We start from the raw sequence: 17,666 nt of genomic DNA on the forward strand, positions 1-17,666 counted from the left end.
CCGAAACTCGATGAAATGGTAAGCGAAGAAATAAAGAGTAAATATCAGTTGGTAGTGGGGTTGGAAGTTCATGCCCAACTCCTAACTGAGAGTAAGATTTTCGCAGCAGATTCTACTGCTTTTGGCAGTGATCCCAATACTCAAGTGTCAGTGATTACACTTGGTCATCCGGGAACTCTACCCAAAGTGAACAAAAAAGTGATAGAATACGCGGTGAAGATGGGTTTGGCCTGTAATTCTGAAATTACTCGAACCAATATTTTTTCCCGAAAAAATTATTTCTATCCAGACCTTCCCAAAGGTTACCAAATCACTCAGGATAAAGGGCCGATTTGTGTCGGGGGAACGGTTCCCATTCGGCTTGCTGATGGCTCCGAGAGAGAAATCAATCTCAATCGAGTCCACATGGAGGAAGATGCCGGTAAATCGATACACTTGGCAGGGGAATCCGATACCGTGGTAGATTTCAACCGCGCGGGAACGCCTTTGATTGAAATTGTTTCTGAACCAGATATTCGGACTTCAGAAGAGGCTTATGCCTTTTTGTATGAGATCAAAAAACTGGTCAAATATCTCGGAATCTGCGACGGGAACATGGAAGAGGGTTCTATGCGCTGTGACGCCAATGTGTCGGTGATGCTTAAAGGAGCACACGAGTACGGAAAAAAAGTAGAGGTGAAAAATATGAACTCTTTCCGAAACGTGGCAAAAGCAATTGATCACGAATTTGAAAGACAAGTAGCCTTGATCGAAAAAGGGGAAACGATCATATCCGAAACCCGAACTTTCGACGCAGCCACATGCACCACGGCTAGCATGCGAACGAAGGAGGATTTGAATGATTATCGTTATTTTCCAGAACCGGATTTAAGCCCAGTAGTGATCTCTGAGGAATGGCTGAATTCTATCAAGTCCCAGATGCCACAATTGCCCAGAGAGCTCTTTCAAAAATTTATGGAGGAATATGGGCTACCGGCTTATGATGCCGCGCTTTTGACTGAGGAAAAGGAAATGGCGGACTGGTTTGAAAGCCTTTGTTCCAAAACCACCAATTTCAAAGCAGCTTCCAATTGGATGATGGGTCCGATTAAATCTTTCCTCAATGAGGCGGGTTTGTCCATAGATAATTTCCCTGTAAAGCCTGAAACTATAGCCGATTTGATCAGTTTGATTGACGAGGGGAAAGTCTCCTTCACGGCTGCATCTCAAAACCTTTTTCCCGAAATGCTAAAAGGAGGGGAGGAGTCTCCACTGCAAATCGCCCAAAAGCTGAATCTCATTCAGGAAAGTGACGAATCATCTCTCAAGCCAATTGTGGAAAGTGTACTTGCAGAAAATGCATCAAAAGTCGCAGAATACAGATCCGGTAAAAAAGGCCTCATGGGCTTATTTATGGGAGAGGTGATGAAAAAGTCCAAAGGAAAAGCAGATCCAAAAGTGGCATCAAAACTGTTAACAGAACTATTGCAAAATTAATCCCATGAAAAAATATATGTTAGGAATCTGGAGCTTGGGTTTATTCCTGTTGCTTTCCTGTGGTGGAAATGAAACGTCCGCAGATGGAAAAGTGGAAATAACGGGTAAAATCGGTAATGCCCCCGAAGGATATGTGATCCTTTCGCAGTTTACAGAAAGCCGACCTAAAGTACTGGACACTTTGAAGGTCAATGGTAAAGGCGAATTTAAATATGAGTTGGAGGTGAATACTCCAACCTTCTACGAGTTGAATCTTTATGGACAGAGAATGGTTCGGTTGGCCCTTTTGGATGAGGACGTTTCGGTGTCCTACAATTTCAACGAGCCATCCAGCTTGACCATCGAGGGCTCCAAGGACACCAAGGAAATGCTCAAATTGGAAGCTTTGATGGAAGAGTACCAAGTGGAAGTCAACCAGCTGAATGAAAAATACTATGAGGCGATGAGTAACAACGACTCAGAGACTATCCGAAAGATCCAGCAAGATGCTATTGCACTGGAAACCAAACAGGCGGAAAGAGTGAAGGAGATGATCAACAGCATGGGAGATTCCTTTGCTTCATTGGCTGCAGTGGGACTTTTGAACCCAAAAAATGATTTTCCTTTCTTGGATCAATTGGTGACCAAACTCAATGAAACCTACCCGGGAACTGTGTCCATCATGCAATTGAAGCAACAGTTGGATGAAATGAGAGCATTATCTGTGGGCCAAGTAGCTCCTGATTTTGAGCTTCCTAATCCCGATGGGAAAATGGTCAAACTTTCCGACTTGAGAGGCAAGTATGTATTGATCGATTTTTGGGCGGCTTGGTGCAAGCCTTGTCGGGAAGAGAATCCAAATGTGGTGAGACTGTATAATGAGTACAAAGACAAAGGCTTTGAAGTTTTTGGTGTTTCCCTTGACCGAAGCAAAGAGGATTGGGTAAAAGCCATCAAGGACGATGGTTTGACTTGGACCCAGGTGTCGGATTTGAAATACTTCAATTCAGCAGCTGCTGAGTTGTATAAAATCGATGCTATTCCTGCAACTTATATGATTGACCCAGATGGAAAAATAATTGCTAAGGATTTGAGAGGACCTAGTTTGGAAAACAAGCTGGCGGAGTTGTTCAATTAAGAGGCAATATTAAAGAACAAAAAGCCTTCCAGTTTTCTGGAAGGCTTTTTTGTTGAGCAGAATTTCTAAATCAAAAAAGGAAGGAGGAAAAAGTTACCAAACAGTCCTTCCCTTAAAAGTCGAGTCTTTCAAAAAGGAATAGTAAAAGTTGTTTATCACCCGAGACAAATCTAATAAAAAGATTTAAAAGAAAAACAATTCATTTTTTATCATTTTTCAAATAAATTGTACTATATGAATATTAAGCTTGAATATTCTAAAGTAAAAAAGTTTCGAATCCCCTTTTTACTTCAATTGAGCGGTATGTTGGAATTTTATGGAGTGCAATAAAAAAATCAAAAAAAAACCGGAAATATTGAATTTCCGGCTTGATTGGGGGATTAGTCCCTATTTTTCAATCTTTTCGTAGCTAGCAATGACCCCTCTCACCATGGCGGAACTGAATCCCTGATGCTCCATTTCATTGAGGCCTACGATGGTACAGCCTTTTGGAGTGGTGACTTTGTCAATTGCTGCCTCGGGGTGGATGTTTTTTTGGATCATCAATTCAGCGGCGCCTTTGACTGTTTGATTTACAATTTTACTGGCTGTGACCGAGTCAAATCCAATTTGAATTCCTCCTTGAATCATAGCTCTCATAAATCTCAAAACATAAGCAATACCGCAAGCACCGAGTACAGTCGCCGCCTCCATCAAGCTTTCATCAATGGAGATAGTGAATCCGATAGCGTCAAATAGTTCCTTTACCAGGTCCTCCTGGATTGGAGTAGCCTCTTTATGGCAGATGCAGGTAATGGATTCCTGGATATCAGCTGCAATGTTGGGCATCGCCCGGAAAGTCACGGTTTTCGGGTCAATGACTTGATACATCTCCTCAATGGTGATCCCAGTAGCAAGTGAAATGATGATTTGCTTTTTAGGATTGAGGACCGGTTTGATTTCCTTGAGAATATTGCTCACGTTGTAGGGTTTTACACCTAGCAGAATCAGGTCTGCATATTGAGCCGCAGTCTTGTTATCTGGATGGACATGTACTCCTAAGGCCTCGAATTCAGAAAGGCTTGAAGTATTTCTCTTGGTAAGAGTAAGGTTGTGAGGATCAAAATTTTCCAATCCCAATAGTCCATTGGCTATCGAGGTTCCCAGATTTCCACAACCGATGATGGCAATTTTTAATTTAGAAATCATCTAAAATTCAATTTTATATTGAAAATATTGCCTAAAGTTAAATAAAAGCCCCTTCCTATTAGAAAAAAGTAAAATAAACTTTTGAGAATGCTCAAAGCACAATTAGAATAGAATGAAAATTAATGGAAAAATATTTTTACAAAAAGTAAAACATATTTTACATTTGGTAAAACATATTTGACCACTATGAAAACTAACTCAATTCTCAATGTTCCCCTTTTGCATCCCAATTGGAAGAAAGTAGGCTATCTGTTTTTCCCTTTACCGGTAATCTTGGTGATTGGAATAGCATTTTTAAATCCTGGTATGGAGCACAATGAAAGCACTCAGATCATCTATGGTTTTTGGGCGATAGGATTTGGGATTTTGAATTTGACCAGAGAAAATGTCGAAGACGAAATGATCAAGAATTTCAGGCAACAAGCTTTTCAGACAGGGTTTTTTTGGCTGATACTAGGTCTTGCTACCCTGATGCTTATCAATTACTTGTGGTTTGGAAGATTTACTTCCGAGTTATTCACTGCTTATCTCGTTTTGTTTTTACTCAATGCCTATATCTATGGGGCTTTTCAATATCAAAAATACCTCTCTTCAAAATCAGAAAACTAAATCCATAACTGCCATGCTATCTAAAATTTTGCTTTCACACGGATTTCAGAAATGGGGCTGGATGCTCTTATTCCCCTTTGCAGTACTTCTATTTGCCAATAATTACATGGAATTCAACTTTGATTTTCTGGAGTTTCAGGTCAGAGAAGGGGCTTTATTTGAAGACTCCAATGAAAATTTCACCAATGAAATTGCCTTGATCGGAGTGTTTGTTGCCTTGTTCTTCATTGCATTTTCGAAGGAAAAAGAAGAAGACGAGTATATCCAAAAGCTTAGGCTGGATTCTTTATTGGTCGCATGCTACGCCAATACCTTTATCCTAATCTTGGGTACTATTTTCTTTTATGGTTTTGGATACTTGGAATTCATGGGGTACAACATGTTTACCATCCAATTGATCTTCATTTTTAGGTTTAGATGGGTTTTGAATCAACAGAAAAAATCTGTTCTAGCACTCTGATAATCTCGGCATGAAAAACACCATCAAAGTAGAGCGGGCGAAAAAAGACATGACCCAGCAGGACCTTGCGGAAAAAGTGCAGGTTTCCCGACAGACGATCAACTCTATAGAGGCTGGAAAATATGTTCCTTCCACAGTTTTGGCTTTAAAGATTGCCAGAGTATTTGAAACGCCATTGGAGGAAATATTTGAGCTGGAAGATGGAGATTAGCCTAAAATTCAATTTCCTGTTCAAAATTTAAGGGGCAAAAACACGTTAAAATTGTACCTTTGCCCCCTTACAAAAATCTTTTTGATGCCCAAGCTGATTCGAATCACCACCGTTCCCCTTTCCCTGAAACTTCTACTGGCCGGCCAAATGAAATTCATGAAAGAACAGGGTTGGGAAGTACTGACAATCAGTGCAGATGGGAGAGAGGTAGCTCAAGTTGTAAAAAATGAAGGGGTAAGGCACGAGGTAATTCCATTTACCCGAAAGATCACTCCGTTTCACGATTTACTTTGCATCTGGAAATTGATCCGATTATTCCGTCAAGAAAAGCCGGATATTGTCCATACCCATACTCCCAAAGCAGGCTTATTGGGAATGATTGCGGCCAATCTTGCAGGAGTCAAAATCAGAATTCACACCTTGGCCGGAATTCCGGCTATGGCGGCCGAAGGAAATCGAAAAAGCCTTTTGGAAAAAGCCGAAAAGTGGACCTATGCCAATGCCACAGAGGTTTGGCCAAATTCTCAAGGGCTCTACAAGCATGTTCTCAAAGAAGGTTTAGCCAATGAGGCAAAGCTTAGAATTATTGGAAAAGGCTCTTCCAACGGTGTTGATTTGAAGAAATTCAGCAGAAATTCTCTCAAAGAAAATCACCTGGTAGCTGCTACCATGCGGATCATGCCAAGTGATGATGATTATATTTTTCTGGCAGTGGGGAGATTGGTCAAGGATAAAGGGATTGAGGAATTGGTTTCTGCATTTTTGAATTCCAAAATTGCGAATCGCTCCAAATTAGTCCTGCTGGGATCTTTTGAGCAAGATTTGAACCCGCTTTCACCTGAGACAATTCAGACCATTCAAGATTCACCTAGGATTGTTCAAATAGATTGGACGGATCATGTGTCTCATTATTTGGCTTTGGCTGATGTTCTCGTACATCCTTCACACCGAGAGGGTTTTCCAAATGTCCTTTTGGAAGCGGGAGCAATGCAGGTTCCGGTGATTTGTTCAGATATTATTGGAAACAGAGATCTAATTACCCAGCAGAAAACAGGCTTGATTTTTCCGGTAAAAGACGCCTCAGTGCTAAAAGAGGCGTTGGAGTTTGCCTTTGTGAAGCGTGAAAAAATGGCGCAAATGGCAGATCAGCTTTATTTTGAAATTCAGCAAAATTATGAACGGACTTATATCCATAAGGAGCTTTTATCCAACTATCAAAGATTATTAAAGGAAGCTGAATTCGGGGAATAACTTATATTTGAATCAAATATTTATACCAAATCTTTTTATGAAATACCTCGTGACCGGTACCGCCGGATTTATTGGGTTCCATGTAGCACAGAAATTAATCGATAGGGGAGATGTAGTAGTCGGATTGGATGTGATTAACGATTACTATGATGTTAATTTGAAGTATTCCCGATTGGAATTTCAAGGAATTCAAAAAGCCGAAATTTCCCGAGGTGAATTAGTTCAATCCCAAAAGCATTCGAATTACAGATTCATTCAGCTTGATTTGGTTGAAAAAGAATCCTTGTTGGATCTATTTTCCCAAGAGAAGTTTGATTTCGTAATTCATCTAGCTGCTCAGGCTGGAGTGAGGTATTCCTTGACTAACCCAGAGGTCTATATTCAAAGTAATATCATCGCATTCTTGAATATTCTTGAGGCTTGCCGCTTTCATCCGGTCAAGCATTTGGTTTATGCATCCTCAAGTTCGGTTTACGGATCTAATGAGCGACTTCCGTTTTCAACCTCGGATTCTGTGGATCATCCTATATCTCTTTACGCCGCTTCCAAAAAATCCAATGAGCTGATGGCCCATACCTACAGTCATTTGTTTGGAATTCCGACCACAGGTTTAAGATTTTTTACCGTTTATGGTCCTTGGGGAAGACCGGATATGGCCTTATTTCTGTTCACTGAGGCGATTTTGGAAGGAAGGCCCATTCAGGTGTTCAATTATGGCGAGATGAAGCGGGACTTCACCTATATCGATGATATCGTGGAAGGTATAGTCAAAGTGGCAGACCGACCAGCTAGTCCAAATCCCCACTTTGATGCCCAAAATCCAGATCCGGGTAGCGGAAAAGCTCCTTATAAAGTTTATAACATTGGAAATTCTTCTCCTGTCTTGCTGATGGATTACATCAAAGCAGTGGAGAAAAGCTTAGGGAAAGAAGCGAAAATGGAACTTCTACCTTTGCAGCCTGGAGATGTTCCGGCTTCTCATGCGGATGTTTCAGATTTGGTTAGAGACACGGGGTATAAACCTGAAACTTCTATAACCTTTGGAGTAAAATCCTTTATTGATTGGTATTTAGACTATTACAAAAAATAAATTTATGTCCAAGAGTATTTTAATTACCGGAGGCGCAGGCTTTATCGGTAGCCATGTGATCCGACTTTTTGTCCAAAAATATCCCGATTACAAAATCGTGAACTTGGATGCATTGACCTATGCCGGAAATCTGGAAAATCTTCGGGAGGTAGAAAACGCCCCTAACTACGTTTTTGAAAAAGCAGATATCCAAGATGCTGAAGTTCTAGAGGAAATTTTCAGGAAGCATAGCATCACGGATGTGATTCACCTTGCTGCAGAATCTCATGTAGATCGCTCCATTACGGATCCATTGGCATTTGTCAAAACCAATGTCTTTGGTACTGTCAATTTACTTAACGCAGCCAAGAGCGCTTGGGCGGGAGAGTTGGATAAACACCTGTTCTATCATGTTTCGACGGATGAGGTTTATGGTTCATTGGATGATGGAGGATTCTTTTTAGAGACCACTCCTTATGATCCTCAGTCTCCATATTCTGCTTCCAAAGCTTCCTCAGACCATTTTGTAAGGGCTTATGCCAATACTTACAAGATGAAAACTGTAGTTTCCAATTGTTCTAACAACTACGGACCGAATCATTTCCCTGAGAAGCTGATTCCACTTTGTATCCACAATATCAAAAATATGAAACCTCTTCCCGTGTATGGAAAAGGTGAAAATATTCGAGATTGGCTGTTTGTGAAGGATCATGCACGAGCAATTGACACTGTTTTCCACAAAGGTAAGCCGGGAGAGACCTACAATATCGGTGGCTTTAATGAGTGGAAAAACATCGACATCGTGCGCTTGCTTTGCCAAAAAATGGACGAAAAACTAGGCCGAACTCCAGGAACCTCTGAGCAGCTGATCACTTTTGTTCAGGATCGTGCTGGCCATGATTTGCGCTATGCGATTGATGCCACCAAGATTCAAAGAGAACTAGGCTGGGAGCCAAGCTTGCAGTTTGACGAAGGAATAGATATCACGATCGATTGGTACCTCGCCAATCAGGATTGGTTAGACCATGTGACTTCCGGTGCTTATCAGGACTATTACAAAGAGCACTATAATTCTTAGTCTTTAGGGTCAGTTTCTGCTGACCCTATTTTTTTGAATTGTTTTGTTGGTATTCTGCAGGGGTTACTCCGTAGGTTTCCTTAAAACTTTTGATAAAATAGGAGGGAGAGGAAAATCCCACTGCATAGGCAATTTCAGAAATTGTCTCGCCCGTTTTTTCCAATCGCAGAACAGCTATTCGTAATCGTTGGTCTTTCATGTAAGCGGTAGTAGATAGGCCCGTCAATGCGGTAAGCTTTCGATGCAGCTGCATTCGGCTCATTCCCATTTTTTTACTGAACTCATCCACAGAGAAATTACTATCCGAAAGTTCGTTGTCCACGATTTCCTGTAATTTTTCCAGAAAGCGTTCATCCAAATTGGTAACTGCTATTTCTTTTGGTGAAATGGGATTTTTTCCGGAAAAGCGGATTTGAAGTTGGGTTCGGAGCTCAATCAATTTTTCTATTCGGAGTAGCAATTGATTGGTTTTGAATGGTTTGAGGATGAAGTCATCCGCTCCAGCCTGAATTCCTTCCATCTGACTTTGCTCATCTGCTTTGGCTGTCAAAAGAATAACCGGAATGTGTGAAGTCAGCTCTTCATTTTTGATTTTTTTGCAAAGCTCAAACCCATCCATTTCGGGCATCATCACATCCGATATGATCAGATCCGGAACTTTTTTCAAGGCAACAAAAAGACCTTTCTTTCCATTTTCCGCCTCAATTGTCTGAAAATACGGGTCCAATTCCCTTACCAAAAACTCCCGAACTTTGGTATTGTCTTCCACAATGAGCACCAGCGGTTGTTTGTTTTTTTCCTCTTCATTGAGAACAGGCAATTTAGGGAGTTCAAAGGTATCCGCCTCTTCATCAATCACTTCCTCAGGATGGAAAGCATATTTGTCTACTGGCAAAACTATAGCCACCTCAAACCACTTGGAATCTTTGTAATCAATCTTAAACTCGCCATGATATAAGTGGGTCATCTCCTGAACTAGAGAAAGCCCCAAACCAAAATCCTTTTTATTGCCTTTTCCTAGGTGATACCTGAGAAATAGCTTGCTTAAATCTTCTTTTTTATATTCCTCCAGGCTCTCATTTTTAATTTTCAAATTCAGATTTCCATCATTGATGAAGCTTTCCAATTTCACCTCCGTATTCTCTTTGCTGTATTTGATCGCATTCTGAATCAGGGTTTTGACGATTTTTTCCACTTTATCGGAGTCAAACCAAACTTCGGTCATCAAGGGGATGCTGGCTGATAGGCGGACTCCCTTTTCAGAGGCCTGATAGAAGTAATTAGCTACAATAGACTGAAGTAAAAGTCCAAAGTTCCCTTTGCGGATGGTCAGCCTGTTTTTCCCTGTTTTGATCTTGCTGATCTCCAAAAGTTGGTCAACCAGAGTTAGCAGGCGTTGGGAGTTGGTTTTGACCAGATTCAGTTGGGACTTTACCACGGGGCTATCGGTTTGACTCATCAGTCGGTCTATGGGACCGGAAATCAAAGTCAATGGGGTTCGAAACTCATGGGAGATATTGGTAAATAGCTGAGTTTTAAACTCGTCAATTTCTTTCAGAGTCTGGGTTTCCCGGTCTTTCATTTTCAGAGAAAACTGAATTTGCCATTTCCATTTCAGGTATTGATAAATCCATAAGATGATAATCGCGAACAAAAACACATAAACCACCTTTGCCAGATTGCCAAAATACCAAGGAGGTGAAATGCTAAACTCAAAGGCTACGGGCTCTTCGGACCAGACCCCATCATAATTGCTTCCCCGGACTAGAAATCTGTAAGTCCCGGGTGCCAAATTAGTGTACCGGGCTTGGTGATTGTATCCATTGGAGACCCAATTTGCGTCGTGGTTTTCAAGCATGTACTCAAACTGATTTTTTCCCGGTGAGGAAAAGACCAAGCTAGCCATGCTGAAGCTAAGGGTATTCTGATTGTGCTTTAGCTTTAGACCTTCCTTCAGGTCAATTTTTTGGTCAAAGGCCGAAAGTTCGGTGATTGCAATTTTTGGAGGTATTTCGTTGAGGAAAATATCCTCGGGATTAAACCAGTAGAACCCATCCAAGCTCCCAAAATAGAGTGTTCCGTCTTCATTCTTAAAATAAGCTCCGGTGTTGAACTCCGTGGCTAATCCGTCATAGTTGGAGTAATTGGTAATCTGAAATGGGTTGGAAGGATCCTTGGTCAGGTGTACTTTGGTGATTCCTTTGTTGGAACTGAGCCAAAGGTTCTTGTTTTGATCTTCCAGAATTGCGTATATGACATTGTTTGGCAGACCGGTATCCACATTCAGGGTGGTGATTTTTTCGGTTTTCAATTCCATTTGGCTGAGCCCTCCTCCGTTGGTTCCTATCCAAAGATTGTTTTCTTCCAGATGAAGGGATTTGATGCTGTTGCTACTGATGGAATTTGGGTTTCCAGCCTGATGGGTATACCTTTCAAATGTTTCATTCCCCAGATTTAGCTTGGCAATTCCATGATTTTCTGTTCCAATCCAAAAATCACCTGAAGGGGCTTCCAGCATAGTTCTGATATTGTTGTCCGGTATGCTTTCCGGCCTATTCGGCTGATGGACAAATTGCTTTTGGACGCCTTTTACAGGGTCAAACCAAATTAAACCGTCATTTCTGCTGCAAAGCCAAAACCGGTTTTTACTATCTCTGTATATTTTCCATATCGTGAATCCAGGCTGAGGAATAGTACTTTCGGTGTGGAAATGTTGAAAGCGCTCCGAACTCAGGTCAAATAAGCTCAAGCCTTCGTCCTGATATCCTATCCATAATTTTCCTTTGCCATCTCCCAAGAGACTCATGACCCGATTGCTGGAAAGGCTTTGTTTATTTTCAGGGTCATGGACAAAGGTCTTCCAAGTGTTGGTTTTGGGATTATAGCGTGTCAGTCCTTTGCCTGAAGTGCCTAGCCATACATTTTCAAATTCGTCCACGTAGATGGACCTGACTACGTCGATATTGATGTTTTCGGGTACTTCCTGATTGTGAAAAAAGTTGAATTTTTCCAGATATGAATCATAAAAGCTCAACCCTGCTCCATCAGACCCAAACCAAAGTGTGCCCGTGTAATCTTCAAAAATACTCAGGATATCGTTGTAGTGAATTGACCTTGGATTCTGTTTGGAATAGGAGTATTCGGACAGGGTTTTTCTTTCTAAATTGATCTTTTGAACTCCTCGGCCATAGGTCGCCACCCAGAGTCTTTTTTTGGTATCCAGAAGTAGGTCCAAGATCATTTCCTCAGGATTTACTTTTTGGTTCAGATATTCGTCCGAAGCCACGGCTTCATCTCCAGCTTTTTTGGTCCAAAGCCCCCTGTTTAAGGTCCCAAACCAAAAACGGCCGGTATGATCAAGAATTGAAACTGATAGGATAGTCTCCGGGGAAGGCTTCCAGACAGAGGTATGTGTTCCGGAGCTTTTGTTCCAAAGGATTACTTCGTCCCGCAAAGTCAACAGAAGATGGGCTTCATCATACCTGTTCAAATTCACGATCTCTTTTTCCGGATCGGACCAGATCATTTCGGCCTTTTTCAGCGCTTCATTCCAGGAGTAAAGCTGACCGGAGAGCGTACCAAACCAGATTGTCCCATCCACATCTTCCAAAATGCTGTTGGCAGAAGAAATGCCTTCAATCGGCCTGAATTCCATCTTTTCCCGATCCAGAAGCTCAGGAATGGAACTTTCAGGAATAATCCAAACCCTGTTCCTCCGGTCTGCAAATACTTTTCCGAGCATGAGACGGGTAGATTCGGTGATATCAAGAAACTTCTTTTCGAAAATCAAAAAATTGCGCCCATCGTATCGATTGAGTCCTTCTTGGGTGGCTATCCAAAGAAATCCGTCCACGTCTTGGGCAATGGATATCGCGCTGTTTTGGGAAAGTCCATCATTCACAGAAAGCTGCCGAAAAGAGAGGTTTTCCTGAGCGAAGGATGACCTGAATAGAAAAATCAATATAGTAGCACGAAAAAAATTGCGGGAAATAAATCGGGCTTTTGCCAATTGATCTGAAAAAGAAGAATAAGTCATAGCTCAATAAATCGAAAAATAGTCTTCCATTTTCTCATGGTACAGAATAGTTCATAACTGGTACTTTTGATTGGATTTTTTAGTAGTATTAAAAATTAAAACTTGAAAAAGATCAATTATTTGTTAGAAAATTTGGATTTTGAGCTGAATATTTAACATGTATCTCCCTGATGAGATTTTTAGAAGCGATTTTTAACCAATTCAAATTTTGAAATAAGATGATTCGTGTGGCATTGGTTGATGATGAGCCTAAGTCCATTCTTTCTCTGGAGTGGGAAATACAACGCACAGTAAAAGAGGTAGAAATCGTGGGAAAGTTTAGAGAAGCAGAAGAAGCTATCCATAAGCTTCCCGAACTGAATGTGGATTGCGTTTTTTTGGATATTTCCATGCCGAAAATGGACGGGTTCCGGTTTCTGGAATATTTTCCAAACAGGGATTTTGAAGTGGTCTTTGTAACAGCATATGCAGAGCATGCGATACAGGCGATTCGGGAAAGGGCTTTCGATTACCTGCTTAAGCCGGTGGAAAATGCAGATTTGGAAAGGGTTTTGGAGAGAATCTCGACGAAAAAAAATCAAAAAGAATCCCGTAAAATATCCATCAATCGAGACGATCAATTGATCCTGATTGATCCGGAGGAGGTGTTGTATTGCGAAAGCGAGGGGAGCTATTCACAGGTAACTACCCTCAAGGATGGGAAAATTCTGGTATCCAAACGATTAAAGCTATTGGAGGATGTATTTTCCGGGCTGGCCTTTTTCCGGATTCATCATTCTTTCTTGATTAATCTGAAATGGGTCAAAGCTTATGAAAAGTCTACGGGCAAAGTGGTGCTGGAAGGCGGCATCAAACTTCCTGTGTCCAGATTGAAGCGACCTGGATTTATTGAAGCCCTGAAGTAATAGCTCATGGATTTTTTAAAAGGATATTCACTGACCGAACTGCTGGAGCAAAGCAACTTTAACGGACTGGGCTGGGCGGTCACAAGCATTCTGTTTTACCTTTCCGTCTATCACTTTGTCCTTTTTGTCAAAAGCAGGGAGAAGTTTTACCTCCTCTACAGTGTATATGCTTTTATCAATGCGGTCAATCTGATCAAAAGGGTCAAGGGAGTATTTGTGGAGCATATTTATATGGAGTACGCTGATTTTTTCATCCATATCAATTTTCCCATTCAGTTTGCCAGCTACTTGGTTTTTTCCTTTTTCCTGATCGAAATTCTCAACTTCAAAAAGCACTTCCCAAAGTTTACCCGCTTCTTTACGATCTATGCTTTGGTGACCAGTTCGATTTTTGCCGTACTCGTTTTAGGCAGATACTTATGGGATGGATATGATTACATGAGATGGTATTACATCCTGATTTTTATGCCTTGCACTTTGATTTTTCTGATTTATGGAATCTACCTAACTATCAAAACTGGGGAGGCGGTGCGGTATGTGATTTTGGCGGGATACCTGATTTTGGGTATCAGTTCTTTTATTCTTGCATTTTTGACTTTCGGAAGAGACCTCTCCTTCACCAACAAATACTACTATGTGTATTATTTGGCAGTATTGGCAGAGAACTTTCTCTATACCTATGCCTTGGCTATCAAGCAGCGGGAGGTCTATGAGCAGAAGTTTGAAGTTCAGACCCTTCTATTGGATCAGCTCCAAGAAAACGAAAAATTACGAGATCAACTGAATAAAAGTCTTCAGAAAGAAATTCAAGAAAAAGAAAGTAAGATATCCTTTTTGGAAGCGGATGCAGAAGAGCAGCGGGTGGCCAAACTCCGGTCGGAATACGAGCAACAAATCACTCAGCTTCATCTTCAATCTCTGAGAAGTCAGATGAATCCCCATTTTATTTTCAATGCGCTGAATTCAATCAAAGTCTTTTTGATCGAGAGTGACAAGGAAAATGCGGTTTTGTATTTGAATCGCTTTGCTAAGCTGATCCGAATGATTTTGGAAAGCTCCCGAGAATTCAAGATATCACTTGGGGAGGAATTGGATATTGCCAAATTATACCTCAGTCTGGAGTCCATTCGATTTGAAGATGGGATTCAGGTACAGCTGGAAGTGGGAAGGGATGTCAATCTCAGAGAAGTTAAAGTGCCACCATTGGTATTTCAGCCTTTCTTGGAAAATGCAATCTGGCACGGATTGATGACCAAGAATGGTGCAAAGACTATCAAAATCCATGTTTTTAGGGAAAATGAAGACGTGCTTGTTTCTATCAGAGACAATGGGATAGGTAGGGAGGAGTCTTCGAAATTGAAATCTGATCAAACCATTTCCAAGCAGTCCATAGGGATTTCTCTTTCCGCAGACCGGCTTAAATTTTTTAATCAAAGCGAAAACTTAAACTACCATTTTGAAATCCGAGACCATCAGGGGCTGTCGGAGGAATCCGGGACTGAGGTGATTTTTTACCTGAGGGTGTTGTAAAATAATTTGAAAGATTGGAGGAATGTTACAGGATTGCTATCATTTGATACATACCTGTGACCCTTCCTTTTCAGTATTGGGTATTTTTGAGAGTTATAGTGCTCTAACCGGTTTGGTACTATTGATTGGTTTTTCAAGGCTTTTTGTTCTAAAAAATCTATTCCCCAACTACACAAACCATTCCTCATTACAGGTCCAGATGAATAAGAATCCATTTTTGCTGATTTTGATTTTCCTGTCATTTTCCTGTCAAAAAACAGAAGAATCAAACTCAAAAACTCCGTCACACTCCGGAGAGGGGATGACCTTGACCGAGTTTTTGGATTCCTTCGATCACTACTCAGCCGTCAATCCAGAAACATTGGAAGAGCAAGTGCCTTTGAGCAACGATCAGCTCAAAGACCTGATTCCTCAAAAGGTGGGAAAAATGGAAATGAAAAAGATCATGCTTGGACATAAGCAAGCCATGGGAATCAGCGGGGTGATTTCCACCTATCAGGAAGAAGGTGGAAATGAAAGACAAATCTCCATGGAATTATTGGATGGGGCAGGGGCTACCGGAAATGTACTGGTCAAGGCTACTGAGCAAAAATTGATGCCTGACTATGAGGAAAAAAGTGAAGATGGCTATTCACGGATCTATGAGCATCAAGGGATTCGGGTTTTGGAAAGGCTCAATTCCAAAAGTCAGTCTTCTGAAATAGAATTTGTCTGTGCCGGTAGGTTCCAGGTTACTTTCAAAGGTCACCAGGTTCCCATGAATGAGCTTTGGGCTTTTGTGAATGATGTGAGAAGAAAAAAAAAATAAATCTGACTTTTACTATGGATAAAATGCAAGTGATTGTGGCTGTTTCTTTACTCTTGGGAATATCCAAGGTAAACGCTCAACAGCTCACGGGGGTGATAGAAAATCATCCGAGATCAAAAATGGAGCTGGTTTTGATGCCTTTTGGGATGGATTACCCAATTGTTGCCGGTACAGTGGATCAAAGGGGTCAGTTTGCTGTAAATCTTGATGGATTGGATTTAAAAAATGTACCGAATGAAGTTCAGTCCATGTTTGAGGGGGAATTAGGCTATAGTTTTTTCTTTGGATGTAATGATAGAGAGGAGTTCGGATTAGGTTTTGAAGTGCCTGCCTATCGGGTTGATTACATCCGCATGAATCAAGGAGATCAATGGGCCGGGACTGCTTTTTTGGTTTCAGATGAGAAGCTTAGACCCTGGCTGGAGGACTCTGGCTACAACAATGCCATTCCAGGATCTTTTTTTGAAGTAATCTATGTGGCCGAGGAGGTCTCTATTCATACCGCCTGCAGCGAACAGATTTATGTGTCGGATGAGGAATCAGTGGAGGTGGAGTATGATTTTCAGTTGGAATTGAAAAAGGGTTTTAATTGGGTGGAATATGAGATAGAGGAAGTATTTGAAACCAATCCCGAAATCCGGGCCTCTTTTCCATCCAAGGTGAAAATCAAAAATCCGCAGGACCTATCTGCCATAAAATGGGTAGGGACTTACTATTGAGTTTACTTTATTTTTAAAACTTAACACATGTATTTTTTGCCTGCTCTTCCATAGAGTAGGTTTTTTTAGGTACCCGGATTGGTAAAAAGACCCAAATAGGAAAAGGGATGGATTGGAAGAGGATTTTTCCTCAGAAAAGGGAGCTGTTACACCAGTACTATCATTTGATACAAGAGTGATATCCTTAGCGGCTTGGGTTTTGGATTTTTAGAAGTGGTTTTAGGGCTTTCCTTCACCAGTCGATTAAATCCAAAACATTATGGAATCAATTTTACAACTTCGATTTATTAGCAAAGTCCATCAATTACTTTTATTTCTAGGACTTTCTCTTTTTCTGTTTTCCGGTCAAACATTCGCTCAGCAGCTTTCGGGGACTTACTCCATAGGAGCATCAGGAGACTATCCTTCCTTCTCGGATGCTATTTCGTCCTTGACAACCAACGGGATTTCTGGTCCGGTTACCTTTGAAGTTCAGACTGGAACCTATTCGGAACAGGTCCTTCTAGGTGCTATTTCGGGGGCATCGGAGACTAATACAATTACTTTTCAAAGCCAATCCGGGAATCCGGAGGACGTTGTCATTCAATATTCAGCTATTGGAACAGCGGATAATTTCGTTATTCGGTTTGACGGTGGTAGTCATTACGTTTTGAAAAACATAAAAGTCCTTGCATTGGGAACTACTTATGCTAGGACTCTTCATGCGCAAGGTGATGTTCAAAATATAACGATTGAGCAATGTATGCTGGAATCCCCTGATACAAGTACTGCGAATTTTGAAAGAGGAAATGTCGTTTTACAACCTACTACTTCATCTTCGATTCGGTTTTTTGGAAATACAATTGTAGGAGGGTCAAATGGAATTTATTATCGGGGAGGTACCTCGAGTAGTTTTAGAGGATCAGGGGTAGAAATAATCAATAACACAATTTTAGAGGTTTTTTCTTACGGCATTTACGTGGACAGGTTGACCGCTGCGGTGATTGAAGACAACCGAGTGACGATGCGCTCTACGAGTTGGAGTTCTTCCTACGCTTTGGAGCTGAATGAGGTGGAAGGGGCAACGAGGGTTGTTGGGAACCGTCTTTTCGGTGGTCGTCAGTATGGATTGAACATGCAGTTTTGCAATGCGGTGGACGGATCTCCGGCCTTGGTAGCCAACAACATGATCGGGAGCAGCAGCAGCGGTCAAACGGTATTTTTGTACTA

The 17,666-nt window shown here is 41.3% G+C and carries 15 protein-coding genes; 13 read left to right on the forward strand and 2 right to left on the reverse strand.

Going from position 1 to position 17,666, the window contains the following annotated elements; genetic code table 11:
• Positions 1-15: 15 nt before the first annotated feature.
• On the forward strand, positions 16-1,476 hold the full coding sequence (gene gatB / locus G458_RS0113610) for an Asp-tRNA(Asn)/Glu-tRNA(Gln) amidotransferase subunit GatB (RefSeq protein ID WP_026952388.1): 1,461 nt from the start codon (positions 16-18) through the stop codon (positions 1,474-1,476).
• 4 nt (positions 1,477-1,480) lie between these two features.
• Positions 1,481-2,593, forward strand: coding sequence for a TlpA disulfide reductase family protein (locus G458_RS0113615; RefSeq protein ID WP_051287288.1), 1,113 nt, complete (start codon positions 1,481-1,483; stop codon positions 2,591-2,593).
• Positions 2,594-2,980: 387 nt separating this feature from the next.
• Here G458_RS0113615 and proC read toward each other — a convergent pair whose 3' ends face one another.
• Entirely contained in the window at positions 2,981-3,781 is an 801-nt protein-coding gene (gene proC, locus G458_RS0113630) for a pyrroline-5-carboxylate reductase (protein WP_026952390.1), read from the reverse strand.
• A gap of 186 nt (positions 3,782-3,967) precedes the next feature.
• Between proC and G458_RS0113635 the strand changes: the two genes are divergently transcribed.
• The 6 genes from G458_RS0113635 (at position 3,968) to rfbB (ending at position 8,459) form a co-directional block, all read left to right on the forward strand.
• Positions 3,968-4,390 carry a hypothetical protein gene (locus G458_RS0113635; protein ID WP_026952391.1) on the forward strand — a complete coding sequence of 141 codons (423 nt, stop codon included), beginning with the start codon at positions 3,968-3,970 and terminating at the stop codon, positions 4,388-4,390.
• A gap of 13 nt (positions 4,391-4,403) precedes the next feature.
• Positions 4,404-4,850, forward strand: coding sequence for a hypothetical protein (locus G458_RS0113640; RefSeq protein WP_026952392.1), 447 nt, complete (start codon positions 4,404-4,406; stop codon positions 4,848-4,850).
• A 10-nt stretch (positions 4,851-4,860) separates the two neighbouring features.
• A complete protein-coding gene (locus tag G458_RS0113645; protein ID WP_026952393.1) occupies positions 4,861-5,061 on the forward strand; it encodes a helix-turn-helix transcriptional regulator in 201 nt (66 codons plus the stop codon).
• A gap of 84 nt (positions 5,062-5,145) precedes the next feature.
• Positions 5,146-6,312, forward strand: coding sequence for a glycosyltransferase family 4 protein (locus G458_RS0113650; RefSeq protein WP_035468222.1), 1,167 nt, complete (start codon positions 5,146-5,148; stop codon positions 6,310-6,312).
• A gap of 37 nt (positions 6,313-6,349) precedes the next feature.
• Positions 6,350-7,402: an NAD-dependent epimerase gene (locus tag G458_RS0113655; protein ID WP_026952395.1), complete on the forward strand. Its 1,053-nt coding sequence runs from the start codon at positions 6,350-6,352 to the stop codon at positions 7,400-7,402.
• A 4-nt stretch (positions 7,403-7,406) separates the two neighbouring features.
• Positions 7,407-8,459, forward strand: a complete 1,053-nt coding sequence (rfbB, locus tag G458_RS0113660; RefSeq protein ID WP_026952396.1) for a dTDP-glucose 4,6-dehydratase — start codon at positions 7,407-7,409, stop codon at positions 8,457-8,459.
• Between the two features lie 25 nt (positions 8,460-8,484).
• Here rfbB and G458_RS0113665 read toward each other — a convergent pair whose 3' ends face one another.
• On the reverse strand, positions 8,485-12,495 hold the full coding sequence (locus tag G458_RS0113665) for a hybrid sensor histidine kinase/response regulator transcription factor (protein WP_051287290.1): 4,011 nt from the start codon (positions 12,493-12,495) through the stop codon (positions 8,485-8,487).
• Between the two features lie 218 nt (positions 12,496-12,713).
• Here G458_RS0113665 and G458_RS0113670 point away from each other — a divergent pair, with 218 nt between their 5' ends.
• The 5 genes from G458_RS0113670 to G458_RS0113690 all read left to right on the forward strand — a co-directional run.
• A complete protein-coding gene (locus tag G458_RS0113670) occupies positions 12,714-13,400 on the forward strand; it encodes a LytR/AlgR family response regulator transcription factor (protein WP_026952398.1) in 687 nt (228 codons plus the stop codon).
• Positions 13,401-13,406: 6 nt separating this feature from the next.
• Positions 13,407-14,930, forward strand: a complete 1,524-nt coding sequence (locus tag G458_RS21485) for a histidine kinase (RefSeq protein WP_026952399.1) — start codon at positions 13,407-13,409, stop codon at positions 14,928-14,930.
• Between the two features lie 199 nt (positions 14,931-15,129).
• On the forward strand, positions 15,130-15,738 hold the full coding sequence (locus G458_RS0113680) for a hypothetical protein (RefSeq protein WP_157359794.1): 609 nt from the start codon (positions 15,130-15,132) through the stop codon (positions 15,736-15,738).
• Positions 15,739-15,752: 14 nt separating this feature from the next.
• Positions 15,753-16,457 carry a hypothetical protein gene (locus tag G458_RS0113685; protein ID WP_026952401.1) on the forward strand — a complete coding sequence of 235 codons (705 nt, stop codon included), beginning with the start codon at positions 15,753-15,755 and terminating at the stop codon, positions 16,455-16,457.
• A 259-nt stretch (positions 16,458-16,716) separates the two neighbouring features.
• On the forward strand, positions 16,717-17,666 hold a 950-nt coding region (locus tag G458_RS0113690), incomplete at its 3' end, for a right-handed parallel beta-helix repeat-containing protein (protein WP_026952402.1).

The sequence above is a fragment of the Algoriphagus mannitolivorans DSM 15301 genome, from assembly GCF_000429425.1.
GTDB lineage: Bacteria > Bacteroidota > Bacteroidia > Cytophagales > Cyclobacteriaceae > Algoriphagus > Algoriphagus mannitolivorans.

Bases quoted from the DNA above. Each gene is read 5' to 3' on its own strand.
- gatB (WP_026952388.1), top strand. From the start codon at position 16: ATGGTAAGCGAAGAAATAAAGAGTAAATATCAGTTGGTAGTGGGGTTG.
- G458_RS0113615 (WP_051287288.1), top strand. From the start codon at position 1,481: ATGAAAAAATATATGTTAGGAATCTGGAGCTTGGGTTTATTCCTGTTG.
- proC (WP_026952390.1), bottom strand. From the start codon at position 3,781: ATGATTTCTAAATTAAAAATTGCCATCATCGGTTGTGGAAATCTGGGA.
- G458_RS0113635 (WP_026952391.1), top strand. From the start codon at position 3,968: ATGAAAACTAACTCAATTCTCAATGTTCCCCTTTTGCATCCCAATTGG.
- G458_RS0113640 (WP_026952392.1), top strand. From the start codon at position 4,404: ATGCTATCTAAAATTTTGCTTTCACACGGATTTCAGAAATGGGGCTGG.
- G458_RS0113645 (WP_026952393.1), top strand. From the start codon at position 4,861: ATGAAAAACACCATCAAAGTAGAGCGGGCGAAAAAAGACATGACCCAG.
- G458_RS0113650 (WP_035468222.1), top strand. From the start codon at position 5,146: ATGCCCAAGCTGATTCGAATCACCACCGTTCCCCTTTCCCTGAAACTT.
- G458_RS0113655 (WP_026952395.1), top strand. From the start codon at position 6,350: ATGAAATACCTCGTGACCGGTACCGCCGGATTTATTGGGTTCCATGTA.
- rfbB (WP_026952396.1), top strand. From the start codon at position 7,407: ATGTCCAAGAGTATTTTAATTACCGGAGGCGCAGGCTTTATCGGTAGC.
- G458_RS0113665 (WP_051287290.1), bottom strand. From the start codon at position 12,495: ATGACTTATTCTTCTTTTTCAGATCAATTGGCAAAAGCCCGATTTATT.
- G458_RS0113670 (WP_026952398.1), top strand. From the start codon at position 12,714: ATGATTCGTGTGGCATTGGTTGATGATGAGCCTAAGTCCATTCTTTCT.
- G458_RS21485 (WP_026952399.1), top strand. From the start codon at position 13,407: ATGGATTTTTTAAAAGGATATTCACTGACCGAACTGCTGGAGCAAAGC.
- G458_RS0113680 (WP_157359794.1), top strand. From the start codon at position 15,130: ATGAATAAGAATCCATTTTTGCTGATTTTGATTTTCCTGTCATTTTCC.
- G458_RS0113685 (WP_026952401.1), top strand. From the start codon at position 15,753: ATGGATAAAATGCAAGTGATTGTGGCTGTTTCTTTACTCTTGGGAATA.